General features: G+C 58.5%; 13 protein-coding genes and 1 pseudogene. 6 read left to right on the top strand and 8 right to left on the bottom strand.

Annotation, left to right across the window (positions count from 1 at the left end; genetic code table 11):
• Window positions 1–186: 186 nt before the first annotated feature.
• On the top strand, window positions 187–1113 hold the full coding sequence (locus I6F17_RS09340) for a pectinesterase family protein (RefSeq protein WP_225131449.1): 927 nt from the start codon (window positions 187–189) through the stop codon (window positions 1111–1113).
• Between the two features lie 1147 nt (window positions 1114–2260).
• Here the strand turns inward: I6F17_RS09340 and I6F17_RS09335 are convergent.
• Window positions 2261–4087 (bottom strand): NEL-type E3 ubiquitin ligase domain-containing protein, encoded by a 1827-nt coding sequence (locus I6F17_RS09335; RefSeq protein WP_225190419.1) that lies wholly within the window; start codon window positions 4085–4087, stop codon window positions 2261–2263.
• 704 nt (window positions 4088–4791) lie between these two features.
• Here I6F17_RS09335 and I6F17_RS09330 point away from each other — a divergent pair.
• Both I6F17_RS09330 and I6F17_RS09325 read left to right on the top strand, forming a co-directional pair.
• Window positions 4792–6510, top strand: coding sequence for an NEL-type E3 ubiquitin ligase domain-containing protein (locus I6F17_RS09330; RefSeq protein ID WP_225126334.1), 1719 nt, complete (start codon window positions 4792–4794; stop codon window positions 6508–6510).
• A gap of 1270 nt (window positions 6511–7780) precedes the next feature.
• Window positions 7781–10030 carry a hypothetical protein gene (locus I6F17_RS09325; RefSeq protein ID WP_225126336.1) on the top strand — a complete coding sequence of 750 codons (2250 nt, stop codon included), beginning with the start codon at window positions 7781–7783 and terminating at the stop codon, window positions 10028–10030.
• A 966-nt stretch (window positions 10031–10996) separates the two neighbouring features.
• On the opposite strand, the gene I6F17_RS09320 is transcribed toward I6F17_RS09325, so the two are convergent.
• Window positions 10997–12577: a carbohydrate porin gene (locus tag I6F17_RS09320; protein WP_225126339.1), complete on the bottom strand. Its 1581-nt coding sequence runs from the start codon at window positions 12575–12577 to the stop codon at window positions 10997–10999.
• 29 nt (window positions 12578–12606) lie between these two features.
• On the opposite strand from I6F17_RS09320, the gene I6F17_RS09315 reads away from it, so the two are divergent.
• The 3 genes and pseudogenes from I6F17_RS09315 to rocF all read left to right on the top strand — a co-directional run bounded on the left by I6F17_RS09315 (window position 12607) and on the right by rocF (window position 15889).
• Entirely contained in the window at window positions 12607–13035 is a 429-nt protein-coding gene (locus tag I6F17_RS09315; RefSeq protein WP_225126341.1) for a hypothetical protein, read from the top strand.
• A 543-nt stretch (window positions 13036–13578) separates the two neighbouring features.
• A pseudogene (locus I6F17_RS09310) lies at window positions 13579–14602 on the top strand (glycosyltransferase family 4 protein).
• A gap of 309 nt (window positions 14603–14911) precedes the next feature.
• On the top strand, window positions 14912–15889 hold the full coding sequence (gene rocF / locus I6F17_RS09305) for an arginase (protein WP_225190418.1): 978 nt from the start codon (window positions 14912–14914) through the stop codon (window positions 15887–15889).
• 362 nt (window positions 15890–16251) lie between these two features.
• Here rocF and hemN read toward each other — a convergent pair whose 3' ends face one another.
• The 6 genes from hemN to I6F17_RS09275 all read right to left on the bottom strand — a co-directional run bounded on the left by hemN (window position 16252) and on the right by I6F17_RS09275 (window position 25710).
• The gene (gene hemN / locus I6F17_RS09300) at window positions 16252–17589 is read right to left on the bottom strand and encodes an oxygen-independent coproporphyrinogen III oxidase (protein WP_225126354.1); all 1338 of its coding nucleotides are present in this window, start codon (window positions 17587–17589) and stop codon (window positions 16252–16254) included.
• Between the two features lie 1767 nt (window positions 17590–19356).
• Entirely contained in the window at window positions 19357–20082 is a 726-nt protein-coding gene (locus tag I6F17_RS09295; protein WP_225126357.1) for an outer membrane beta-barrel protein, read from the bottom strand.
• Between the two features lie 485 nt (window positions 20083–20567).
• Window positions 20568–20813, bottom strand: a complete 246-nt coding sequence (locus I6F17_RS09290; RefSeq protein ID WP_225126359.1) for a hypothetical protein — start codon at window positions 20811–20813, stop codon at window positions 20568–20570.
• A 988-nt stretch (window positions 20814–21801) separates the two neighbouring features.
• Entirely contained in the window at window positions 21802–22164 is a 363-nt protein-coding gene (locus tag I6F17_RS09285) for a NolY (RefSeq protein WP_081493935.1), read from the bottom strand.
• A gap of 1402 nt (window positions 22165–23566) precedes the next feature.
• Window positions 23567–24706 (bottom strand): branched-chain amino acid ABC transporter substrate-binding protein, encoded by a 1140-nt coding sequence (locus I6F17_RS09280; protein WP_225126361.1) that lies wholly within the window; start codon window positions 24704–24706, stop codon window positions 23567–23569.
• A 290-nt stretch (window positions 24707–24996) separates the two neighbouring features.
• The gene (locus tag I6F17_RS09275; protein WP_338129103.1) at window positions 24997–25710 is read right to left on the bottom strand and encodes a MerR family transcriptional regulator; all 714 of its coding nucleotides are present in this window, start codon (window positions 25708–25710) and stop codon (window positions 24997–24999) included.
• Window positions 25711–26143 lie beyond the last annotated feature (433 nt).

The raw sequence follows: 26143 nt of genomic DNA, 5'->3' as shown, positions 1-26143 counted from the left end.
TTCTGATTTGGCGCGAAAAAATGAGTTGCCCATGTGCGGCGGCTATCTCGCAGAGATAGGCTCTGTCGACTGCGTCGAGGTGCCGCTGACTCAACGAAGTGTAGGATTATGCGTATTTTCGTTCACCCTGCTGCACTTCTGACGGGATGTTTCTGCATCTCGTCAGCATACGCTCAGCCACTGTTGGTGTCGCATGCCGAGAATGCAGCCTATCACTCCGTGCAGCAAGCTATCGACGCATTGCCGGCGGAAGGCGGAGATGTTCGGATCGCGCCGGGTATCTATCGTGAGAAGGTCAAAATCTCCAAATCCGGTGTTCATCTCTCAGGGACTGGTAGCAAGCCGGAGAATACCGTCATTGTGTATGGCGATGGCGCGATCAATGTAGGAGGAACCGCCCGGTCGGCGACGCTGGATGCCACTGGCGATGACTTCCGGCTCGAGAATTTGACCATCCAGAACGACTACTCTCTCAACCCGGCCAATCCACCCTCGCAGGCGGTTGCACTATCCCTTACCGGAGACAGGGACGTCGTTACGCGCGTCCGCCTGCTCGGCGCCCAGGACACGCTGCTTGCAGGCAAGGGTCCAAACGGCAGAATGTCACGTCAATACTTCTCGAACTGCTACATCGAAGGGCATGTCGATTTCGTATTCGGCAACGCCAAGGCCTGGTTCCGGAAATGTGAGTTGCACGGCATCGCCAACCAGGCGGTCGTCTTTACCGCTCAGAGCAAGGCAGCACCGAACGAGGACAGCGGCTATGTTTTTGATCATTGCACTCTAAGTGCCGACCCTGCCGCACGCGATATCGCGCTTGGCCGACCCTGGCGGCCGTACGCCACAGTGGTCTTTCTGTCGACGAAGATAGATGCGCAGGTTATTCCCGAAGGTTGGCGCGAATGGGATAGGGGCAAGACCAACAACTTGAGCACGAGCTATTATGCCGAATATAGATCCTTCGGGGTCGGGGCTAACCCCTCAGGCCGCGAACCTTACTCCCATCAACTGACCGATGTGGAAGCCGCGAGATGGTCCCTGACAGCGTTCTTCGGGGGTGCCACAGATTGGCTGCCTGCGGAACCAGATCGATGGAAGACAAAACAACGCTGACGGTGAGGGAGCGACGGCGATCCTCGGATAAATGACGGAGAGCGGACATGATGGAGAGTGGTATCCAGCAACCAAACTGCCGGGGCGTGAGAGGGGCAGGGCGTCGGCTGTCACTCCAAGCTTAGAGGAGCTCGTTAAGACGCTCCATCGCTCGCGGCGGGATGCGATCATCCGGTTATCCCGCCCTTATTGGCAGCCTGTCCAACTACCCGTCGAAGATTGGCGCCAATGGGCGTAAATCGAATGTGAGGCCAACATCGCAGCTCGATTTAATCGAATGCACAAGCGAGCGCAGAAGGTCATTCTTCAGCTCAGATGAAGGCAAAGTCGGCATAAATTTCTCGTCAGGCGCCGGCCGTCGGCATTCAAGATAACACGGTCAATCGACTCCCTCTCATGTCAAGTGCCGCGCAACATTTCCAGGTGTGCCGATGGCCGTTTTCATCAAGGAGAGCCCTGATGCAAGAGCATGCGTTCATCACGGCAAGCAGACCTGCATGGGGCCGGTGACGGGGTTGTAGCGGCTCTTCCGTCGTCGGCGGGCTTGCCCAGCGAACCGATTCAAATGGCTCCGATAGCCGGGCACCGCGATTACCCAACGCCCCTTAGGCCAGCGGCATATTGCAGCGGGCGTCTCGCGCGATCCGCGATGGGGTCTTTACGGGCATACGCGTAGCCCTGTCGGCGGTGCCTTGAAGCTTGTTCCCGAAGGAAGGTTCCGAACCGTCTTTGGAGCAGGATTACCAGCACATGGTTGATGACGGGCTGTTGCTCGATGTGCCGGACACGTTTGACGAGTTGATGCGCCGCTGCGCGAAGATCGAAACGCGCGCGAATAAGCCAGCTTGAACTCTTAACATTGCAGGCGTGTCCGATAAATGTGTACTGGCGTGCTCCGCATGGAGAGTTGGTATGACTGACGATCCAGTCGTTGCGCATAGGAGTCTCAGTAGAGAGCTAGCAGCCAGTCTACTCCAAGCGTCGACCTGACCTACATCAAACGGCAGCATGACAGACAGGAGCAACGCCGGTCTCTCGATGGGCACTCCGCTGCACTCGCTGCGCATTACGCGTTCCTCTGGGCCCCCAAACCGGTGCACGAGAGGAACGACAACAAAATTAACAGCATCCTACGGCAGAGGAGGCTTCAGAGCGCGAGGCCGTGCTCATTGAGCACCTTATCTCTTAGGGCGCCCTTGATCTCACGGGCGATTTCTTTGCGAACTGCGGCACCCAACACTCGCTTGGCATCTTCGACGAGGCCAGCTTCAGCCCCGGTCAGGCCTTGATCGGCGAGCTGTTGCTCCATTCGGCTGTCGAACTCCTTTCCCATTGCACCAATGAGCTGGTCCTGCGTCTTGGCATGCTCTTCAGGTGCGATGCGGCGAATCACATCGTCCCAAGGCTGCCAATCCATTGCCAAATAGTCGGCAAATTCGGCCGCCTCGCTCTCCCGCACGGATGTCTCTGCCCTGTCAACGTCAGAGTCGGTAACGCCGGAGACTTCAAAGAAGCGCATGTCCGGCGCGACGTGTTGTAGTCCCAGCCGCTCGCGCAGTTTGCTCTGATAGGCAAGAAAGACTTCAACGGCGTCGATGTCTTCTACGTTGTCGACCGAGGCGAGCGAGTGAGCCTTATCGCGCGCGATCGCCTCGAGCGCGTCCATGCGGAACATGACGCGCCCCAATTCGATGAGATCGGCAAGCCGTGCCTTGTTGTCATAGAGGCCGTTCTCGACTTCCGCGATGAGGCGCGCGGTCTGCATTCCGTTCCAGGTTAATGTTCTGCGGTCCTCGCAGCTCTGGTTGGCATCCCATGCCAGTTGAAAGTACTGGGCACGCAGTTGCGGGTTTTTTGCCGCCTGACGCAGATCATTGGCCACCGATTGCCGGAACCCTTCATTGCCAGAGCTGACGGACTCGAACAGCTTGGCGAGGAAAAGCCCGTATTCCCGAGCGCCCGGCTCTTCTGCAAAGTTCTGCCAAGCGGCAAGCACCTCCCGATCGTCCTCCTGTGGATTGCCCTTCAGCCATTCTGCAACTGTTTCAGCGAGAGCGTCCGCCTGCTCATCTGTCCAGGACGATTCACTTTCGTCGTCGTGCGAAAGGTGGACAGTCGGGCCGACATAACCCTCCGCGCCTAGGATTGTCCCCAGGTTCGCCAGCACCTGCTCAGATAGCGGATTTTCAGTCAGAACTAGGGTGCCACCATCGCCCAAGGCGGTCAGCAGGTCCTCGGGCAGACTGGTCAAATGGTTTTGGCTTACGTCGAGAAACCGGAGCGAAGCTGGGAGAGCCGGCGGCAGATCCGTCAGTTGATTTTGGCTTACGTCGAGAAACTCGAGCATAGCAGGGAGCGCCACCGGTAGACTCGTCAGCTGATTATCGCTGACGTGGAGAAATTGGAGCGAAGCAGGGAAGGAGTCGGGTAGGTTCAGCAGCCGATTGTGGTTGGCGGAAAGAAATTGGAGCCCGGCAGGTAGGACGGCAGGTAGGCTCTCCAGCCGGTTCGAGTTCACGTCGAGGCCTCTGAGCCCGCCCGGGAGCGCGGGCAGGCTGCTCAGCTGATTGCCACTAACATCAAGACGCTGGAGCGAAGCCGGAAGTTCGTCAGGCAGATTGGTCAGCCGGTTGAAGGGCACATCGAGCACGACGATTTCGCTTGGAAGTCTGGGCAGACTGGTAAGGGACAGCGACTGGAGATCCAGCATGGCGTCTTCACCCATAGCATTGACCCGCCTTGCCGCTTCGTCCCGGTCCTCGAGGAGACCCACGTGCTGTTCAGAAGCCCAATTCTCAAGGGTCTCGTCTGCTTCGGTCGCCGCATGGGTTGAATGCCCGGAGCTTGCTGCGAAACCGGTCACGAATGCATCCCACTGTGCCGCCCCCCGCCCGTCTTCCGCCCCCTCTTGTTGGGAAGATGCAGAAGGAATGCCTCCGTCGGGCCGAATCTGTCCTGTCTCAAAAGGATCCATTTCACCTCCCTTACCACACCGGGCCAACTCAGCCCGTGACGACACCATCTAGGACCTAGGACACTTCTCTTTCGACAAGCTGACGGCCCTATCGCAGTCACCGCAGCGATGGCATCGAAGCAGGCATATTTTCGGTGCAACGATTTGGAACAGTGAATCCATGGCGGCCCGTTAGCTCCGCCTACACGTTTCCGCACCGACGCGGCAGCGGCTTAAACATCGAGCCCGGGGCGCGGCAACGGTGCGTTACCTCAATGGCAGGCAGGGATCCCTTTTCGGCCGAGTCCGTGAAGAACGAAGAGCGGCAGGCGCTCGAACGCTCACGTCCGCGGCCCGTCCTTTCACATGCCAAGGCAATCGGTGCAACGCTGGTCTTTGCTACGGGTGGCAAACCGAGTGACTTGGGCGTTTTTGCAGCGAGACTCGTCAGCTGATCGACAGGTGGCCGTGCTAGCGGCAGAACGCTTTCACGTTAGCGGTCCTCTGGATCTATCGGCCAACGGAATGGCAGCAAACGTTGCAGCAGCAGCGATCCATTCGCCGCCTCCAAATCGTGTGAAGCTGAACCGCCTTCGCCAGGGCGGGCCGCCGCGGGCGCACGTGCGCCCGCTCGAATGATTATTGCGCCAGCGCGCAAACTCCTGCTCCGCGGCCTTGCGCAGCGGCACGCGGATTTCTTAGTTTCTGACGAGGCAGATAAGGTGATGGACACAGGACAGGCACAGCGGAGCGCAGGTTCTGCCCCGGATAATTTTGAGGAAGGGGAGCGGGAAAGCTACCTCGGCGGCTTCAACCGCGCCTTGGCAAATTTGGTCGAAAGCTTGACAGGGTATCGGACCCCCAGCTCCGCGCGCGCGCGGATCCTGGACGAGTGGGTTGGCGAAGAGGGGCAGGGCTCAGCGGAGAACCGCGGACAGGGGCGCTCGCGAATCAGGGCTGCGGACAACATGCGCTCGCACTTGGTCGATTTGTCATCCCTGTCCTTAACCGCTTTGCCCGACGCCCTGCCGCCGAGACTGCTGAACCTCCGCGCCATGCACAACGAGCTAGGCAGCCTGCCCGCTAGCCTCCCACCTGGTCTCCACGAACTTTTAATTAGCCACAACCGGTTGACCAGTTTGCCGGACGCTCTTCCGGCGAGCCTCTATCGCTTAGAGGTGAGCGATAACAGGTTGACGAGTCTCCCAGATAGCCTCCCGGCGGAGCTGGGGATCCTGAACGCAAACAACAACCGACTGACTAGGTTGCCCGACGCTCTCCCGAGCAGCCTCACCTCGCTCGAGGTTAGTGGCAATCAGCTGACCGAACTCCCCGAGTCCCTCCCATGGCGGCTCGTTGAGCTCGATGTCAGCAGCAATCAATTGGCCAATCTCCCCGAAACCCTTCCGAGCTGGCTTGAATCGATCGATGTCAGCGGTAACCGGCTGACCAGCCTGCCCGAGGATCTCCTACCGGGGAGTTTGAGCCATCCGCTGCAGAACGTCGAGTTCGGTAATAACCCATTCCCGGACGAGGTCCGCGCTCACCTCGCGGCCCCCCATCTTGAGCAGCTGCCTCTGGACGAGGCTGCCGCGCACTGGCTCGCGGACGATCCGACGGCGCTAGCCGAGTGGCAGCACTTTGCGGATGAGCCTGGCGCCCAAGACTACGCTAGGTTCCTAGAAAGGCTACGTGGGACCGTCAACTATGGCAATCACGAGTTTCGGCAGGCCGTGGCGGACGATCTGCGGCAGGCGGCGACCAATCCGAGATTGCGCGAGCAGTTTTTCACACAGGCTTCTGAAGCCAACGCGAGTTGCGAGGATCGTGTTACTCTGCACTGGAACGGTATGCGGAGCGCGCGCCTTAATGCTGACGTCGAGGAGGGGGTGTATGATGATAGGCTCGGCCAACTCATCCAGCGCGGCCGCGTTGCGTTCCGCCTGGACGCGCTGGAAGGGATCGCGCGCGACAGGGTCAACGCGCTCCTCGCTCTCCACCCGGACTTAGACGACGTTGAAGTCTACTTGGCCTATCAAAATCTTCTTCGCGAGCCGCTGGAGCTGATTCACGTCGCCCCTGACATGCGCTTTCTGACGGTTTCTCACGTGACATCTGATGATGCGGCGCGCGCACTGGACTCGGTTCGCGAGCAAGAAGCGAACCAGTTTACTGACTACATGGCAACCCGCTGGCAACCGTGGGAGACGGTGCTGAGGCGAATCGCTCCTGATGAATATGAAGCGATGCAGGACCAGCTCGTCGAAGCCATGGGCGAGGAGTTTCAAACCCGCTTGGATCAGCGACTGGCCGAGCACGGTCTTCTAGGCGATCCGGATGCCGAGCGGGTGCTCGGAGCCCAAGTCCGAAACGAGCTCGCCACCGAGATCAAACGCGATGTCATGCACCGTGTGCTGGCCGAGCGTGGCGGCCTCGAACTCTGAGGTCTCATCACGCGAGATATATCTATCAATGCTCTGTGGCGGAGCCAAAAATCGGTCAAAGCCTCGCCAATTGCCGCGAAGGTGCTTTTGCACGTTGGAAAAATGCGGGCCTTTCGGTCTTGGCGATCGATGAAGGCGCGCCCGCAAGGCACATATCTGCGTCAGCTCAACAGCTCCTCCGGACCAGAGTTCCATCAGTCGAAAAGATGTTGAGCAGACCAGACAGGGCGCTGCCGCGGCCAGCCAGATCGTTTGACGTGGGAGTTAACTGTTCGTCAGATCTAGTTGAATTCGAGTCCTTCCAGCGAGATCCATCTCGCCAAGCAAGTGTTGGAGTACCGTATTCGTAGCTTACGATGGCCAATCCGTCATCCGCGCGAAGTCGTTCACGCGCCTGATCGAGGCGCTTCCAAGACTGCTCGACAAGCCTTGCGGTTCCGCAGTCAAGGGATGAATGAAGTCTGCCGGATTTTGATTTGCCGAGCTGGCTTGCCAAGCTCATCCTCGAACTGCGCGCTGCCTGTCCGCTCCCGAGCGCCGAGAGGCGCTCGGGATGACTGCTGAGAACTCAGGACAACCTGCACATCTTTTTGAAAAAGCTGTCTGGGCGATTTGATATCTGAAACTCGCTGTTCGTCTCGTCTAGGCGACTACGCTCCCTCAAGGGCAGCCCTATGTGATCCACGTCTTCCGGGAAGCGGGGGATACGCCGTAAGCCTTCGAAAGGGACGTTCTGCATTCGAGCGAAAGCGCCGGACCTGGTAAACCGCAGTAGGCCAATTCGGTCCCTCACAAGCGCAGCCGAAAGCAACAAAATGGAAGTCCAGGTTACCAGAACGCCCCCGGTCTGCGTCCATGAGAGGTCGCTGTCCGTCATTGAAGAGCACCCGCAGGATAAGCTCAGCGCCAAAGTTGATGCGAAGGAGGAGAAGATGCTCGTCACGCCATGACCTTAGACATTGTTAGCGGCTGAGTGAGTTCCGGGCCTGATGCTTGAATTCCTCACACGATCGACAGGACGATCCATTGGTATCATCGGCTTACGAAATTCGTCGACTGAACAGGCCGGGCGAAGAGGTGCGAAAAAATTGGAGCGCCTGTCGCCAGGCAGCGGCCGATGCGAGGCCGTCAATCGCGCAGCAATGTCCTGATCTCGTCAGCTTTTCGAAAGGTTGCGGCTACAACAATCCACAATCTGTTTCTTGCTAGACGATCTGCTACGAGGCCGTACCGATTGCTGTCGGGCCTATACAAACATGAGGAGAGCAGGGTGGATCCGGTTGACCCATTCTTCGATTCAGGAGCCTGGATGCGGGAGTACGCCGCCCTGCAAGAGCGGACCGCGCAGCGGGGAGACAACCAAAGGGAGCACGGTGGTTTTGAACGGCGGCTGGAGGATTTGAGTCTCGATCCGTCAGATAAAAGCAACTCAAGCTCGCCTGATCGGGCTCCCGCAGGAGGGGGGCGAGCAGTCCGGCGGGAGGATTTCGGCGGTTCGATGCGGATGCCGCCGGACTCCGCTTTTAGGGAGAGTGCGCTGGGCGGCACGCGGCGGAGCGTAGACATTCCCAGCTTCCAGCTTCCCGCTTCGGCGCAAGTGCCGCAGTCCGGCTTGCGAGATGATCCGTTCAGCAGCGCGCGCTACAGCTTTCCAGACGCAGAGTCTGCCGCGTCGGCCAAGAGCGGAAGAAGCGGCGGATTATGGTCACGCTTCAAGTCGGGAATCGGTAAGGCTTTTGGCGGGAGCAGCAGCGAAAAGTACTCGCGCAATGCGAGACAGGGGGATGCCTTTTCCACGACTTTTCGCATTGACTATGCTCGCCAGCCAGGCCGGACGCGCGCTGTCCCAGAGGAGGACGAGGTGCTGATAAGAGATTTCAGAAACAAGGCCGCGGGTAACCTCACCGACGGCACGATCAAGAATGCCGCAGCCGATTTGCGCCATTTGAGCGCGCGCCTGAGCACCGCCGGCAGGCCCTCAATTGCGGATCGAATTCAACGGGAATCAGAAAACGCGCAGCAGGACAACCCGGAGGTGGAAAACCATCAGCTGGAAGCTGAGCTGGATGAGGATGTCGATACCTACGCAAAGGACAGAAGCAGACGCATCAAAGCGGCCTTGAAGAAGCTCCGTGAGGTCGGTGCCGGAAACGCGCTGGCGCCTGATCTCCGCCGACTGGCCCCTCACCGCGCGGACGCAATCCTCATCGACATGTGGTCGGCGGCGGAAAAGGCGGCGCACAGGATCGAGCCGGAGACGATCGACAGGCAAGCTCGCCGCATGTATAGGCTAAGTGAGTGGCTGCAGATGCATGATCGGCCGGCAATGGCTGGCAGACTTTCCACCCCAGCCCTTGACCGGGATGTCGAGGAATACAGGCGCGAAACCAAGGACGGCAAGATCAAGCCTGATCTAGTCAAGCTTGGCCAATACGAGCAAATCCTGGAGGCGAACAGGGCGCTTGGATTGCCGCCTCCTGAGGATCCGGGCCAGCCTTCTTGGGAAGCTGCTCGACAGCCGCACTCACTGCAGGAGCCTCCTGCAACGCCAGCCACCCCGAGCGCGGGAGCCTGGGATTGGCTTGGCGAGCAGATCCATGGGCCCACCACATCGATGCGAGCGCCCAGCGATTGGCAGGCCGGTTCGTCGCAACAGCTTCCCGCAGCCCCGGCAACGCCGAGCGCGGCAGCCCGGGATTGGATTGGCGAGCAAATCCACGAACCCGCCTCACCAGTGCCAGCGCCGCACTGGGCCGCGCAAGCTCATCCGCCGCTCGAGCTTCCTGCTACTCCGGCCACCCCGAGCCAGGGAGCCTGGGCCTGGCTTGGGCAACAGATGCAAGAACCCGCATCGCCGTCATCGGTAAGGCCCCGATCCTCAAACATCTACGGCGGTCTCGACTCCTTCGTTGATCTGGATCCACCCACACCGCACGATTTGCGTGACGATGCGCGCTCTGCGCCAGCACCTGAATTTGCAGCCACCTCGTGGTTCGCAGGACCGCCGGGGCCGGCTGCGGAGCTGCGGGATATCGGAGCGATCGTTGGCGCCGACTGGCGCCACGGCTCCAGGGCGGCTTCAGACGTGTTGATCGACGTATTGAGCAATATCAATCTGCTGCCAAACCAGTTCGGGCCAAGTCAGTTTGCGATCAATGGGGAGCGCTATTCCGCGACTGTCGGGCCGGAAGGCCCCATGGATGTTCGCCTGATCCATCACCCGCGCGCTGGCGGGATAAACGAAGCTGGCCCATCGCAGCCCCTCTATCGTCCCCCGCAGATCGTCAGGGCCGCGCGACCCGACGAAGGTACAGTCGATCTTGGCTATTTGATTCGGGGCGGATGGGAGCACCGGGAGCGATTCCTGCCCGATTACCTTGTCCGCGTCCTTGAAGGCCAGCGCATCATGCCGGAAGTTGGGCGCCCGACCTATTTCGCTATCCGTGGAGTGCCTTATAGGGGCGAGTTGGTGGAAAGCGCGGGACGTCGGCGCGTTCGCGCCTATCCCGAACGTGGCTGAAGAATCAAACTTGGCTGCATTTCCAAATGCTCGGCGGGCAGTTCGCGCGCGGCCTTCGCTCACGTCGCGCTTGATGGGCCATGCATCCAGTCGATGTAGATTGCAGAGCTGAGGCGGGACGTTGGCGATGGTGCTGGCGGTCGGTTTATCGTGCTACAACTCCAATGCTCGTACTCAGACACGAGGTTGGTCTCGAAGACGACTGTCTCTCGCCAACGCCGTGTGCACCCCGATCGATAGGGCCCTCCTGCGACGCTTACCCGAGGGTTCCTCCCGAGAGCTCTGCTCTGCGTCGAGCTCCCCTCGAGAACTGCTCCTCGTCAACAGTAAACCCTTCAGGATCAACGAAAAACGAGAGGCCCAGGGGATCCTCCCATTGCCGCTGAACCTCGTCACGTAAGTCCTTTCGAGCTGCTGAAGCTCCTTTGAAGGAACGGAACATGGCAATGCTATGGATTGGTCGCCCAGATGATCCAGTAGGCAGCGAAGCTGCTCTTAAGAAGCTGCTCTGGACCGACAAGGACCTGTCCTTCGTGGAGAGCCGACGGTACGGGCGTATTATCCTGCCCACCCTGATGCTCCTCTTGCCGGTTAGCCTCGTGCGGCACGCGGTTCTGCACAGGGGCGCCATCGATGCGTGTCCGTGGGTATGGCGTCTTGGAGAATTGATGAGAGTCCGGTTCTGTGGGGGAAGAATTGAGATTAGCGCGAGTGCGCCTTGGACGCACGATGGGCACGACGCCCCCCGTCGAGCGAAAGGTCCGTAGATACTTTAATGCTTCAACGAGTCTGTTGCTATTCGCGTCCCCGCTGAACTGGCGCACGTCACCGCCGGGTCAGCGACTTTCCGTCAAGCCGAGCAACAATGCTTGGCTAGCGCAGATGCGGCGGATCCTTTCAAAGAGATCGCCAAGCTCAAGTCCCTCGGGTCACGAGGAGTTGGTAGCAGAATGGCGGTTGCGATGATCAGAAGAATACCAACGTAGATAGCAACAGATTGAGCGCGTCTTTAGTCTGGGGAGTGTGCGTGATGCTTGTCGGGTTATGAATGTATGACAGCCCCACCCCTGCATATATTCCCGGAGCGAGATGGGCGGTATATGTTGCGGTGATTGCTGTTGTTTCGCGATGCGCAAGCTGCCCTTTGGCGAGGGCAGCATCCACCGCAAAGTTGCTCCAGCTCGTGTTGCTAGCAACGAGTGCAATCAGATCACTGGGCCGACTGTCAAATGCTCCCCTCGCGTAAAGACGAAGCTCGCAATACCGGCTGATCCTGTTCAGGTCCGGCGGAGCTTCCATAATGGAGAAGCCGCCATAGATGCCGCGAGATGGGATCCCATCGGGGTCGTTCTGCCAGAACTGCCTGTCCGCAGCGATGTAGTGAAAGTTATTCCCGCTTTCCCTCCCTCGCTTGGGATCCGTCAAACTCGTGTACCGGCTGCTGTTGAAACCAACGCCCGCCCGCAGCCAGGTATCGGGTACGCCGGGAGCTGCCTTGCTCTTGTAGCCGGCTTCATCAATGAGAAGAATGCCTGCGTGGGGCGTGCTCCAGTTCAAACCCGTGGGATTCTCCGTTATCTGGACATAGGGACCATCTGGACTAATTGAGCGCTGGACCGAGGCCTTGTTGTACAAGGCACGGGCAAAATTGTACTTCAGGTTGACCGCAGGCGTCGGTGCGGCATTGGTGCTCATGCCCCCCTGGAACAAGGCAGACATGTTCGATCCTGTAATCCCTCCGAACAATGTGCCGGTGAATTCATTTTGGTTTCTGAGATAGCCAAGTTTGAGTTCTAGCGTCCTGTCGAAGAAAGTCTGGTAGTAGGCGAGCGTATTGAGCCCCACTCGATCTGGTCCCGCGCGATCCCACGTCCAGTGTTGCTGCTCGGCCCCTAGTACAATTTGTCCGTCGGAAATGCCAAACCGGCTGAGATCGTAGGTGACGATCATGAAGTTTGCCGACGCGAATGTCGGATTCTGGCCCATATAGAGCTGGTTTTCGATCGTGCTTCTGGCGGCATTCGGCAGCAGGTTGTTTGCAAAGCTGTTGTGTGTCCAGCCGATGTAGCCGATGCCGACATCTGCAAGCGCCGATCTAACGCCGCCCTTGTCCTGATCGATCGTGTCCGCAGCGCCAGGTATGTTGAACCACACCCCTTTTTCACGCAGATTATCGTACCGTGCGAAGGGATCGACCGTCTTTTGCGTTCTTGTCTGAGCAGCTCTGTCCGCACCAGCGTGCTTTTCGAAAGGCGCACCGGGACTTGGCGCTGGCGCCGGAGCAGGAGGGCTGATTGCCGGGTCCATCCGGAGCTTTTCGGCCGGATCAGAAGCCTTTCGTCTTTTGCTGGCCTGATCCACAGGGTGGCTACTAGGATCAAACCCGCTGGCGGTTTGTGCCAGTATGGAATTGTCGACCAGATAAGCTGCGAGCGAAACTGCGATAACAAGCCAACGTTGCTTTCCCCTCGGCTTTAAATGGATGGAAAGTGCTCTGGCCGCCGGGTATCCCCACGGCAAACTCGTCTCAAGAAAGTAATCACGCACGGCGCACCTTGCTTCCATCTCTGCCGGCCATGAACAGATTGCGCAGCGGCCTGATTGGCCAAGAGCTCAGCGTTTTCGCGTTCGAGAGCGAGGGAGGCGAGCTGGATCTCGATCGTTCCGACAAGAACCATCCACGCTTTGTAAAGCTGTTAGATCGCGACACGATGATCTGCTTCGCAACCATGCCTATGAACGACGCCGGTGCGCCGAGGGCCAGCCCCGAGCGTTGGTTTCATCGAGATGCTAAGGAAGAGCGCGCAGCGCCTCGCTGTCATGGATACAAAAACGTTGCAAATGTCCAGCTTGCTCACCGTGAGTCAGCCGATTTGGCGGTGAGGCCAGGCTTCACGAAGCGCTTCATTGGTATCGTTGTCACGGAAACACGAGACAGTCGCCAAGCTCGCCGAGGCGCCTTTGAATTTGCGCGTCCGGCAATCACACCACAAGGTCTAACCTGATGGCCCAGGAGGCCGGAGGAATCAGCCATCGAGCAACTTTGCCGCCTACCCGCGAGCAGGTTACTGGCTCTGTTACCGCGGCTCTCACGGCAAAATCTGTGTTGCATCCGAGTCCCTTGACGTGCGCGGCGTTCGTTGATCACGCTTGCCATGTATCCATCATCTCAAACAACCCGCCGGAATTGGGAGTTGAACAGTTTGCAATGATAGCTGGTCCAATCGGCCATTCCGGCTCGGCCGCTCAGCCGTTGTGCCTATGTGGCGTGTGCCGGATGAAGTTTGTGATGTCGCAAGACGGAGTCTCGCAGTTTTGGTGACGCCGCTTGTCCTCGTCGTTTCAGCGCACAACTTGATCGATCTGTTCGGCAATCGCGTGTACTCAAGCCCTGCGAGGACTCGACGATCGAACTCGACGGCTACGGATATCGCTGGTTTCGAGTCGACGAATGAGCGCACTCCGACGGATGTACGCGACCTTCGCCGGGCCCGTGACTGAATCTCGTCGGTCTGCCGCGGGCAGCAAGCGCCATGTGGGAGTTACTGATGAAGATAGCTCAGATTGCTTCGCTCGCCGAAAGCGTCCCACCAAAGCTCTATGGTGGAACGGAAAGAGTGGTCGCCTGGCTCGTCGATGCACTCGTCGAACTCGGGCAGGATGTCACCCTCTTTGCGAGTGGCGATTCCGGGACCCCCGCCACACTTTTTCCGGTCTGGCCAAAAGCACTTCGCCTTGGGGACCACGCTCAGACCCGAACGCGGCTTTGGCTGCCCAACTGGAAGCAGTTTAGGATTGCGCAGACCAGTTCGACGTGATTCACGCTCACATCGACTGGCTACATCTGCCCATCCTCTATCGCGCAGGAGTGCCATTTATCACGACGATGCACGGCCAGCTGGATCTGCCGGGATTGCCGGCCGTGACCAGCAAGTTTCCAGAAGCTTGCTTCGCATCCATCTCGGATAATCAGCGCATTGCGCTCGCCAGCGCAAACTGGTGCGGAACGGTGTATCACGGTCTGCCCCTCCACCAGTTCGGCGCCTCATTTGCTGCCGGATCGTACCTGGCGTTTCTCGGGCGCTTGACCGCCGAAAAAGGCCCCGAAGATGCGATCCGCATCGCGCTCGCCGCCAGGATGCCGCTTCGGATTGCCGCCAAGGTCCGTCGCGCCGAAAGTGGGTATTTCAGAGAGAAGATAGAGCCTCAGATTGACGGCAAACAGATCCTGCTCGTCGGCGAGGTAGATGACGATTCGAAACAGCCGTTCCTTGCAGGAGCCGCTGCTTTGCTCTTCCCAATCAGGTGGTCCGAGCCGTTTGGATTGGTGATGATCGAGGCGATGGCCTGGGGAACGCCAGTCATTGCTTACCGGTCCGGTTCGGTGCCGAGATTATCGAGGAAGAGGTGACAGGCTTCATCGTCCAAAACGAGGATGAAGCAATTGAGGCTGTGTCGCGGCTTGGGCAAATCGATCGAGGGCGCGTCCGCGCGCGCTTCGAAGAGCGCTTCACGGCAGAGCGAATGGCACGGGATCACTTGCGCCACTATCGCGCCCTCTTGGTCCGGTAAAGCTGGACATCCTATGTATCGCTTTTGGGTCAACGGCTCTGTGATCTACACCAAAATCGGTCGGGTCGGCGCTCCTGAACACTACATCAGAAAGTGGTTAGATGAAGCAGGGATCTTTCTTCGTTGGTAGGATACCTTGACCATATACTCATCGGCCACCGAATTTAGCGGCGACGCTCGGCCATGCCGGGTTGGGACGTGGATTGCGGTATCTCCGTGCTCAAGGGCGCGACCTCCAGGCGTGATGATCGAAGCCGGCACCTTTGGCTATCCGCGCTGGGTCAACCTTGCTGATGTCAGGAGGCAGCCGTGACCGATCGGACCATGACGGATCGAGCCCGGCGCATCGCCTTGCTCGGTGCTCCCATCGACATGGGGGCTTCGCAACGCGGCACCTTGATGGGGCCCGCGGCGCTGCGCACCGCCGGCCTTGCGACATTGCTGGAAAGCCTTGATTTCGAGGTCGTCGATTATGGCGATCTGTCCATAGCCGACGTCCGGGACCTCGCCGACAGGCCGCCCGAACAGGCCAATCATTACCGCGAGATCCAGCGCTGGACGCGCGTCCTCAGCCGCAAAGGCTATGAGATCGCGACATCAGGTGCGCTGCCGATCTTTCTCGGCGGCGATCACACGTTGTCGATGGGGTCGGTCAATGCGATGGTGCGGCATTGGCAGGAGCGCGGCCGAGAACTGTTCGTGCTGTGGCTCGACGCCCATGCCGACTACAACACGCCGGAAACGACGATCACCGCGAACATGCACGGCATGTCGGCCGCGTTCCTGTGCGGCGAGCCCGGCCTTGACGGCCTGCTCGGCGACGATCCACGCGCTTCGATCGGACCGGACAAACTCGATCTGTTCGGCGCGCGTTCGATCGACAAGCTCGAAAAGGAGCTGATGCGTTCGCGCCGGATCAGGATCGTCGACATGCGCCAGATCGACGAGTTCGGTGTCGCCGTCCTGATCCGCCGCGTCATCGAGCGCGTCAAGGCCAGCAATGGCGTGCTGCATGTCAGCTTCGATGTCGATTTCCTCGACCCCTGCGTGGCGCCGGGCGTCGGCACCACCGTGCCGGGTGGTGCCACCTATCGCGAGGCGCACCTGATCATGGAGCTGCTGCACGATTCCGGCGTGGTCGGATCGGTCGATATCGTCGAGCTCAATCCGTTCCTGGACGAACGCGGTCGGACCGCGCGCACGGCGGTCGAGCTGATCGGCAGCCTGTTCGGCCAGCAGATCACCGACCGGCCGACGCCGAGCAATGCCATCGCACCAGGCGAGTGATGGCCGCCATGCCGGCAGCACTTCCCACCAAGACCAAGCAAGAGCCGCCCGCCCGTCCATCCTTGTAGAGCCGTCCGCAGCCCAAGCGTTCGGCAAGGCTATTGAGACGAGCGCCCGGACTTGCCACTCCGGCGCGGCTAAAGGCCGGGCCCTCCCGCGCAACCGATCGAGGGGGCCGGAGCGGCGGAATCCGCTGCGCTCCTCTCTTCAATCAGCTCTCTTCTGATCAGCCCTCGCCGATTTGAGGCTATATCGAACACCGCCGCTCCATCCTCGAAATCTGGCCTGTCTGTCGGAGGCGCCTCTTCGGATCATTCCCTCGCGAAGAGCTTAGATGTTTAGAATCTGCTCACATGCGTGGCTTAGCTAATAGGGGTACGGTCGAGATAAGTGTCGAATGCGGCAGCAACTGCACGAACGACAAACCGATGCTCCTGCTTGACACGAATTAAACCCTCTTCAATGTCCACTATCCCGTCTTCGGCAAGCATTCCCAGCCGGCCTGCAGAATTGAGAAGAGGAATCGGATCAAATCCGTGAGCAGCACAGATCGCTGGTATGTCGGCCTGCAAATCGCACATTAGACGCTCGATGATTGCGGCGCGGAGGCGATCTTCGGCCGACAGCCAATAGCCTTTTGAGGTTGCCAAGCGGCCGGCCCGAACGTGTTCGTAATAGGAAGTGGTCGCGATCTCGTTCTGGACGTAACCCTCACGCAAACGGCCGATCGCGGACGGACCTAAGCCGATTACGGTTTTGCAGGTATCAGCCGAATAACCGAGGGAGTTGCGGCGCAGTCGACCAGCTTTCTCCGCCAGGGCGAGCTCGTCGTTGGGCAGGGCGAAATGGTCGAGCCCGATCTGGTGGTAGCCGGCCGAGACCAGGGTATTTGCAATGGCCGCGGCTTGCTCAGCGCGGGCAATATTGTCCGGCAGCGCCGTCTCATCGAGATGGCGCTGACGTTTCATATAGGAGGGGACGTGAGCATAGCCGAAAACCGCAAGCCGGTCTGGCCGCATGGCCAGAGCTGTCCGCGCGGAGTCCACGCAGGACCGCACCGTTTGATGCGGTAGTCCGAAGAGAAGGTCGAAATTGATGCGGCTTATCCCATGCTGGCGTAGACTTTCGACGACAGAAGCCGTTAGCACCTCGCTCTGCAGGCGGTTGACCGACCTTTGAACTATAGGATCGAAGCTTTGCACGCCGATGCTCGCGCGGTTGATCCCGGCTGATTGTAACGTTTCGACCATCTCGGGCGTGACCCCACGCGGATCGATTTCTATGGCGATGGTAGGTGATTTTCTGAACGCAAAGCGGTGCCGCAGGAGTTCCATCAAGGCGAGAAAGTCGCTCGGTGCAATGGTGGTCGGCGTCCCCCCGCCGAAATGCACGTCGCTCACCGGCAGAGCGCGCGGCACTTGCTCTGCGACCAAGCCTATCTCCTCTCGCAACGCTGCCAAGTAATTGCGGACCGGTCGCTCGCTGCGAGTGAGGCTTGTAGGGAAGCCGCAATACCAACAGATAGAGCGACAGAACGGAACGTGGATGTAGAGCGATACGGGCTCGTCGGGCGGCAGTCGCCTCAGCCATGTCTCACAAGTCTCGGCACCGACCATCGCGGAGAAATCCCGTACGGTTGGATAGATGGTGTACCAAGGCAGGCGAGCATCGCAATACTTGTTCAGAAGGGAGGTCTGCAAGTCCTAACTTTCCAGTGCTCAGGCCAGCATAAAGCTGACGAATACCCTCTCTAATGTCTTTGCGATATGTCAAACCCGCCTAGTGGTTTCTGAGATCTGGTCCCGTTTTCGACGCTACTGCAAACGCGGCTTAGGGGCAGGGTGAGGGAGTGAGAGTCGCTCGTTGGCGGCTATCTGAACGTTTAGCGTATGAATTTCTCGTGCGAGCACGCTCGAAGCGGCTAGTCGTGCCCGACGAGCCTGCGCAGCGTTCAATCGCTCATACAAGGGCACGTCGTTTCCGCATTCGCTGAGGGCTAGTTATTTTTGCGACGAAAACAGGGATTGCAGCTCTCACCAGAAGCAGCTGAGCTTGCCGCAGATTTTCAAACCGGGTTTTCCAAGCAAAAGCCGATCTGGTTGCTCACAGGGTTCAACGGATGCCTCCCGTCAAAGGCCGGCGTGCCACGGAAGACAAGTTGCTTGATGGATGACAGCGAGAGGAGCGCAATAGTACAACGTGACGCGACGTGCGATTCGAGTCCGTCGGCGCAGCCGACGAAAACTCGCTTTGATCTCTAGTATCGAACGCATAAGCCTCAATTCCGCCACGCTGCTTGTCTCATTGCCACAAGCATCATCACGGATGTACTGATGATGTTGGGGCGAACCCGGCGCACTTTCAGCCCCCCGGCCGAGTGCGTCGGGGCGCCTTGGTTTGGCGGCGTCTCGTTGCTGTCTAATGCAGCTCACCAACTCACAATGACTGTGGACGTTCTGCTGATGGCAAAGCGAATTCTGGCCAGACGCATCAGACGTAACACTATCTGCGATGGTCTATTCTGCGTGACCAACTAGGTTGTTTTCTTTCGAACATAGCCTTTGCAGCTATCGATCGGCGCCAGATCGCGCATACCGTTAGCCTTCATTCGCGTCGCGTCGATGTGATGCACCTGCAGCTCTCGGTGTCACATAGGCCGCCTGGTCAGGCGTCGACCATCCAGTCACTATGTTCTCGATGCTGCGAGCTCGAGCCGTCTATGCAGGACCGGGGAGGGGAGATCTTGCGCCTCTTCATTGCATGAATGCGTTCGCATCCTGGTATTCCAGTCCATTCACAATGGATCGAGGAAGTTTGTGGTTCGGTAGACCAATCGAGCCTGCAGATGCTCTTGCGCGAATGCGAGCTGAGCCTACCCAGGTGTCGAGGAGATTGCCGCAACCGCTTGATCAGCCGAAAGTGGGTGCCCCACCCGACCTCTGTTGTACAATGCGGTGGCATACCAATGAAAGTTATTAGAAATGCAGTACCACGCGCCTCGCCAACGCTCGTACAGAGCAGCGAGATGATCGCGAAGAGCAGAGAAATCATGCCTCAACGATCTTGGCGAAGATCTTCGCCGTTTCCACCGAGCCTTTCATAAGTTGTGCATCAGGTGCGGCCTTGTTGCGTTTCCGCAAGGGGGCTTAAGTGAGGATGGCGCGGCCGGAGCTGCAGTCAGGTCAAGGTCCTTAATGAGTGTCGTGTGTAGACCGTCCCATCAACTGCCGAACTTTGTACTTGACTGGGCTGGAATAGGGCTGCGCTTTTGGCCCTGAGAGGGCCGGACTCGAGGGGCCGCCGAGGTAAGCTGCATTTCTTGCTGTAAGTCACCTCGTGTCCCGGCTTCGCAAATGGTGCTGTCGCCTTCCCTACCAATGTCATGATTGCCGTTTTTGTGGGATCAACTCGCGAAAGAACCCCGACCGCAGGCCGGGGTTCCGATTCACGCAACCGCGTAGAGGTCTCTATCTAGCAAAGGGCGAGCCAAACTTGTAATTGAGCCGTGCCGTGATGAGATCGACATCCTGGTGGACGCGATCCGTACCAAGAGCCGCTGGGAAGCTGATGTTGCTGCGCTGCATGAAGAAGTGGTTATACTCGACGCCAGCTGACCAGTTCGGCGTGAGGCTGACTTCGGCACCGGCGCCCAGCACGCCACCCCAACGCACATCGCTGCTTTTGCCAATCTCGGTGCCAGTAGCCACTGAGTTGATCTGATAGGTGTTGCTGGTCACCGCAGCACCACCCTTGCCGTACAGGAGCACGGCATTGAACGCGTAGCCGATATGGCCCGTGAGTAGACCGAATGCATCTGTTGTGGTGCCCACGGTGTTTGCCGGAAAGGCGGTGCTGATATTGGAGCCGTTGAAGTCGGCCCAGTTGCCCTGACCTTCGATGCCGTAGACCATGTTGAAGATGTGCCAACGATAGCCAATCTGGCCACCAATGGTCCCGCCAGTCGAATTATGGCAGCCCTCGGGAGTGGCGCCATTGAAATCCCAGCAATTGTGGCTCGTTCCCCAGCCGCCATTTGCACCGATATAGTAGCCGGACCAATCGGTAATCGGGGCCGCGGCAGGCAGCGGTGCCGCTTTGACCTTGACAGGCTGCCCGGCCAGGTCCGTGCCGAAGGAGGGAGCGGCGGCAACGAGTGCGCCGATGGTTGCAGTCAGAATCAGAATGTTTTTCATTCGAGTGTCGTTTCCTTTCGGTGCCCCCCGGCGCCGTGCGTTTAACAATATGAACGCGAATTGCTGTAACTGCCGCACAACATGTCTTGGAAAGAAATGTGTCCAATCGTACGCGGCGTTAGATTGCGGAGCGCGCAAAATGCCGCTGCTCCACATCCATCGAGACGCTGCGGCCCGGCAGTGGTGCCTCGCGGGGCCCTTCTTTGGACACGAGCCGTTCATGATGACGTCGATGCGACTGCAAAGTTGGGAGGTGCTTGGCTCCTTCTGTTGCAAACCGGCAAACCGAGGCCGCGCTTACACACTTTGTGCATGCTGACGGCTCAGACAGATCGGTAATGAAGGCCTTGATTACGGGCGCGCCGGGCAGAGCCTCAGTAGAGGAAAGTCTGCTCGACCACGCTCTGACCCGATTTGTCTATCGCATAGACCCGTTTAGATGCGTTTACCAAGCCAGACGCTCCCAGCGGTACGGCTGCAAGCGCTCATTGCTCCGTCGACGGCGCGAGTTCAGCACGCAAGTTGCGTATCGCCTCGTTTGCCAGATTCAGAGTATTCCGTTCGCCTTTTCTTATCGACCACTCAAGGTAAGTGCGCAATCGTCTATGAAGGACGGCCTTGAGATGATGTGCCAGCAAGGGATCCTTCTCGACGAAGCCCCAAGCCTTGTCAAATGCGACGCTCACGACAGCATCTGGCACCTGCACTTGGTCGGAAGAAAACTGATCCATCTAAAACACTCCTCGACATCCTGACGCAAGGGAGTACCCTCCCAAAAGCTAACCGAGATTTCGTGACGTGTAGCAAGCAAGACATCAGCGTGCAGACCCCCGATCGAGCTGCTCTCGGTGCTTCAGGGAAGTTTATAGATCGTTGTTGAAAGTCGGATGACCGAATGTCGTATTGCCAGGCGCAGTCGAATAATTCTGAAAGGAGTGAAACGAGCAGGGATTCTAGCGCGCTTCTTTACCGTAGTGCGCTGTTGATTGGTGTCGACAATAAATTGTGGATATTCTTCCTGCAAACGGAAGATCCGCGCTAGGCCAGTCACGACTAACCGGACGTGAGCGGCCCAACCGCAATATTGTGATCTCGGAAAGCTATGTGAGGTTCTCGGATACGGACAGGTGGTGCGCGCCGCGTCTCAGCGCCACCAGTGCGCGGCGGACAATATCGGGGTGCCTCGCGGAAAGATTGCTAACGTGCGGAGTGGCTGATCGCCCTGTTCCGAGCATTAGCTTTGAAGGGTACCACACATCCAACATGTCGTAGCTACCTGATCTGGTAGACCTTGATCGGAAGAAGAAGCACCACATCCCCTAGGGCTGCTTTGGGAATCGTATCTGATACATGTAGCGAGTTCGAAGGTCGGCGCAGGGAGCGGTCGGAAGCGGCGATAGCCGTCCGGTGTCTCGAACGTATGTGTTGGGTTGCGCTTCCGCGCTATCAGCTCTTGGTGGCCACAGGCGTCGAGGAACAGCAAGGTCTTGCTAGATCGAACGTAACTGTGTCGTCCGCGGCGCGAGATAAAGCGAGCCTGCTCTCGAACGTCGTCGCGAGCAGTTGTGATATAGAAAGCCAGCGGAAGCGACCCGCTTATGGACGGGGAGCCCATAAGCCGCATACCCTCGATCTGGTGCGGACGACATTGGCACGATTGTCAGTCCAGCGATAAACGTTCGGTCAGCGCCGTCAACCCAGAAAAAGCCAAATGAAAGTTCAGTCCGCCGCCGCACGTGAAAAAATCAGCTTGGCGATCGTCATCCGATTGACGGAAGTTCGTAGCGCTGCCGGTAATGCCGCCACAGTCTGATCGAAGAGGCGTCCCAAAAAATGAAGGTCCTCGGGGTGGTAAACGCCACGGTCTCGCGACAGTCGCATTCGCCCGTCATCGGTGCTCGTATCACCACGCTGGCCGAGCTCCAGCTCCGCCGTAATCATTTGGCCTATGAGTGCATTGAGCAGTCGGATCGCTTCGAGCTCGTTGCCTTCTTCGCGCATGAGCGCGGCCACGATGTCGAGTTGCAGGTCGATGCGATCCTCGAGATCCTGTATGCGTGAATTGGAAGGGTCAAGTTTCACGGAATTTCTCCAAAATGGTGAAATGCAAGACAGGCGGAATAAGGGTATCTTTTCCCGTTCGCCAGATGCCGGATGCGTCGGCCGACGAATCGCGCTGCACGGGAGGTGCGCACGGTCCCCAAACAGGGCGGCACACATCTCCCGCGACAGGATTGCAAAGGCGAAGTGAGCGAATATGGAAAAGCCGACAAGCGTTGTAAGTGGCCCGGAAGTCTATTGGAGCGTGATCGAGCCGTCCAGCGCGTCGGATAGCTGCAGTGACCCCAGTCGGGGTCACACAGGTGATTGTACTGCCTTGCTTGGAGCCGCGGCGACACGGCTGGATTGTTGATGCTATCGGCCTGGTCAGAGCGAATAGTCCGGCCCGCACCGGTGCAAAGGACAGTTCACCTGCCCAAGTTCTATGCTGCGGACGCATTTACCTTCGCCGAACAGTGCGCGTGAAAGCTGTTTTCTTGGAGCCGCCGAGTATCATGGCAAAGGCGAGAGACAACAACGTGATAGATTGCGCGCCCGCCTGCGGTTGCTCATCGCACTGCATTGGTGCCCCGCGTGTTTCGCTGTCAAACATTGCGTGATGCAGCCACGACAGACGCGAATTGAGCTGCGACCAACCTGCAAAGAGCCATTGTCACGAGACATTCGTGGACTGTTCTTTCCGTAATCCGGCGTCGACTTATGCGGTGTTTGGGTTGAATGAGTAAAATCGAAAGTGTTGATGGGATGCATCCAGTTCGTTGATAGCGCCCGCGAGCAGCCTCACCGCCTTCATGGGAGCCGGTTAACTGGTTCTTCCCGCGGTCTGGGCTCAGAGCATAAGGGATGTCGGGCAGGGTTGCTGATCCGTTGATCACCGATCATGGTTGACAAAGAAGAAGTCGCAGGGCTGCACGTTTGCGAATAGCTTTGAAATGGAGCCGAAGAAGCTCTGCAGTAGTCCCGAGCCGAAGAGACAGACATGCAATCTCGGCGCCGACGATCCACCAGCTGTGGTTACCCGCAATACCCGGCTATAGCCTATGTAATGGGTCCTGATTGCTTCATGCCGTCCCGCTCTCTCTTCCCTGCGTGGATCCGAGCTTGCGCGATATGATCGGTACAGGAGAATGCGTCAATGGCGATCCGGCTGGTCATGCCTTCAGACCCGCCAGAGCTGTAGTCGACCGCTCAGCGGTCCTGTGCTGCCGGACGGATCAGGACAACGGGGCTGCTATTTGTCTATCATCGGACGTAGCACCTCCGTCAGCTCGACCCTAGCTAGCTCTGCGAGCGCCGCAGCGAACGCGAAAAACGCTCCGAAAGCAGCAAGTATAAAAGAGCTAGCGAGTATCGCTGCGATAACGTTCTGAGGGCGTCTCGTCATTCGTGATACTTTGCGTTTGGAGCCGGCGGTGCGTGCCAATCAGTACTGCTTGACACGTTCAACATGGCCGTCGCGCCAGCGGTAAACTAAAAATCCAGAAGCCGAGTTGTCTCCCTTTTTGTCGAACCGGACCGGGCCAATCACGGTGTCGACCGGCCATGAACGAAGTGCGCTGGCGACCCGCGTAGCATGGAAGGAGCCGCTCCGGTTCACCGCCTCTGCCCAGGCTTGCACAGCTGCATAGGCGTATAGCGTGTAGCCTTCACCGGACAGGCCGGAAGCTTTGAGTCCGGCGACAACGCCGGCCGCCTTGGCACTCCCGGCGGGATTGGGCATGAAGGTAAACAATGTGCCATTCCCAGCGCTGCCGGTAATCGCCCAGAATTCAGAGGTCATCAGCGGATCGTTTGCCATGACTATGAAGTCTGCTTTTGCATCTGATGCCTGGCGCACAAACAATCCGATTTCGGTATGATAGCCGCCGATATAGGCGACGCGCACTCGATCCTTTTTCATTCTTGAGACCAGCGCTCTGAAATCCCGTTCACCTGCAACATAGCTTTGCCGACTGACTTGTCGTCCGAGTCGATGAAGCTGGGCTTCAACCACGTCGGCAATGCCCTTTCCAGCAGTGCTCTTGTCGTCGATCACCGCGATGTTCTCGTTGGGATGGCTCACGTGAATGTACTCGGCGGCAACGGTCCCCTGTTGATCGTCGCGACCGCAGATCCGAAAGACAGTCTCAAGGCCGCGCTCTGTTAGCTGAGGAGTTGACGAGCCTGGTGACACCTGAACGATGCCTGCTTCAGCGTAGATGTCGGAGGCCGGGATCGACGAAGAGGAACAAAAATGGCCAACCACCAACAGGACGCGCTCTGTCGCGAGCTTATTCGCAACTGCGACAGCTTGCCTTGGGTCGCAGGCGTCGTCAGCGACCCTCAATATAACTTTGGCATTATCCGGAAGTAGGCCCGAAGCGTTCAAGTCCTCAACCGCCGCAGCTGCACCATCGCGCATTTGCGCGCCGAACGCGGCGCTGCTTCCAGTCATTGGGCCAGCCACGGCGATCTTTACTTCAGAACCGCGCGCAAGCGGGGCGGCGAGAGCGCAGAAGAGAATCGCCGCACTTGCAACAGAAGCGCGCTGCGTATTTGCAATTGTATAGCCTTCAATGCTCACTGAAGTGATCCCAAGTGGTTGTGATCAGACACCCCTGCAGGTCAAGGCTGCTCCAAGCCAAACGTGCGTTGGCTCGACCAGCTTCCAATTTCCCTAGAGTCTACAATTTGACGTTACGTGCGGATCAAGCGGGTTTGAGGGGCATGGGTGCGTCAGGAGCGCGCATCGGCGGGCTATGACCATCTGTCCGGTTAAGCCGATAAAGTTTTCAGCCCGCATCAGAGAGCGGCCCATCAACCTAGCGTTGTCAGGTTGCCGTCAACCGACGTGTGGAAACGGCCATGAACGGGTCAGTACGGCTGATCCTCCAACCCACCAAGGGCAAGATCGAGATATTGCATCAGGCAGGGATCCCAACCAGCCAGAGCGCGGGGGGAGCTCAGTCGTGCAAGTACCTTCAGGATCATCGAAACGCGTGAATCGGCACCGGCGATTTCGCTGATCAGCGAGCGTGCCGCAACCGCGACAGCCTTTGCGCGCTCACCGCAAGGGTGCTCGCTCCGATCCATGCAATCGCGAAGGTCGTCACGGATTCGCCGCCACCGGTCCTCGCGCTCTGACGCCAAATTGCAGATGCATGGGGACGTTTGACTACGCGTCTCGACTCGCGACATGGCATTCAGAGTGGCAGGCAGCTCATCCACACTTACTTGCGCCTCGCCGTCGATTGTCATGTTGCGCAAACGGTCGCGCAACAGAGTTGCTCGAGCGACTTGAAGTTCTATGCGCTCTAGATGTTTGCGCAGCAGGTCCGTGAGAGAGGTCGTGCCCTCCATGGCTTTACGGATCTCGACGAGTGAGAAGCCAAGCTCACGCAGCGCGCGAATCTGGTGAACCCGCTGCACGCTATCCCGGTCATACATCCGGTGGCCGCCGTCAGTACGCTCTGTGGCTGCTAGGAGTCCTGTGTGCTCATAATGGTGCAGCGTGCGTACCGTTACTCCGGTCGCCTCTGCAAGTTCGCCAATGCGCAATCGGCGCCTTCTTGGTGTAGGTCTGTTCATGTTGTTCAATTTTGAAGCCTACAACCTGACGTCACGTATGATTCAAGCGGCCTTCTAAGCTCCAGCTGAATCGTCTTCCATTCCAGCGCGAGAGTGGTGACTATCCTTAGAATGGCGGCGGATCAACCCTGGGGGGAAAGGGTGATCAACAACTTCGACAGGCGTGCCAGTTGAGCCTCGCCAGCCGCTGTACGCTCCAGGATGAGCTTGGCGATTGCCGTACGATTTTCTTGACTCCGCATCGATGGGGGTAGCGCGTCGACGGCGCTATCATAAAGTCGTCCGAGGGCAGAAAGCTCTTCTGGATCGAACACGCTGCTGCATAGCTTCAACCTTCAGCTCCTTGTTTGAATTGCGTCCAGGGCAGCGCACGTCGTCAAGACGTTGGGCTGCGGTAGGGCCAAAAGAAGTCATACCTGCGGCGCAGAGCGAG

The sequence above is a fragment of the Bradyrhizobium sp. NBAIM18 genome (genome assembly GCF_020193825.1).
GTDB classification, from domain to species: Bacteria; Pseudomonadota; Alphaproteobacteria; order Rhizobiales; family Xanthobacteraceae; genus Bradyrhizobium; species Bradyrhizobium yuanmingense.
The sequence above is the reverse complement of the archived record's forward strand: the minus strand, read 5'-3'. Positions and strand labels throughout refer to the sequence as shown.

Excerpts from the sequence above, each read along its gene's own strand:
- I6F17_RS09335 (WP_225190419.1), bottom strand. The coding sequence starts at position 4,087 with ATGGATCCTTTTGAGACAGGACAGATTCGGCCCGACGGAGGCATTCCT.
- I6F17_RS09330 (WP_225126334.1), top strand. The coding sequence starts at position 4,792 with ATGGACACAGGACAGGCACAGCGGAGCGCAGGTTCTGCCCCGGATAAT.
- I6F17_RS09315 (WP_225126341.1), top strand. The coding sequence starts at position 12,607 with ATGAACAGATTGCGCAGCGGCCTGATTGGCCAAGAGCTCAGCGTTTTC.
- I6F17_RS09295 (WP_225126357.1), bottom strand. The coding sequence starts at position 20,082 with ATGAAAAACATTCTGATTCTGACTGCAACCATCGGCGCACTCGTTGCC.
- I6F17_RS09290 (WP_225126359.1), bottom strand. The coding sequence starts at position 20,813 with ATGGATCAGTTTTCTTCCGACCAAGTGCAGGTGCCAGATGCTGTCGTG.
- I6F17_RS09275 (WP_338129103.1), bottom strand. The coding sequence starts at position 25,710 with ATGAACAGACCTACACCAAGAAGGCGCCGATTGCGCATTGGCGAACTT.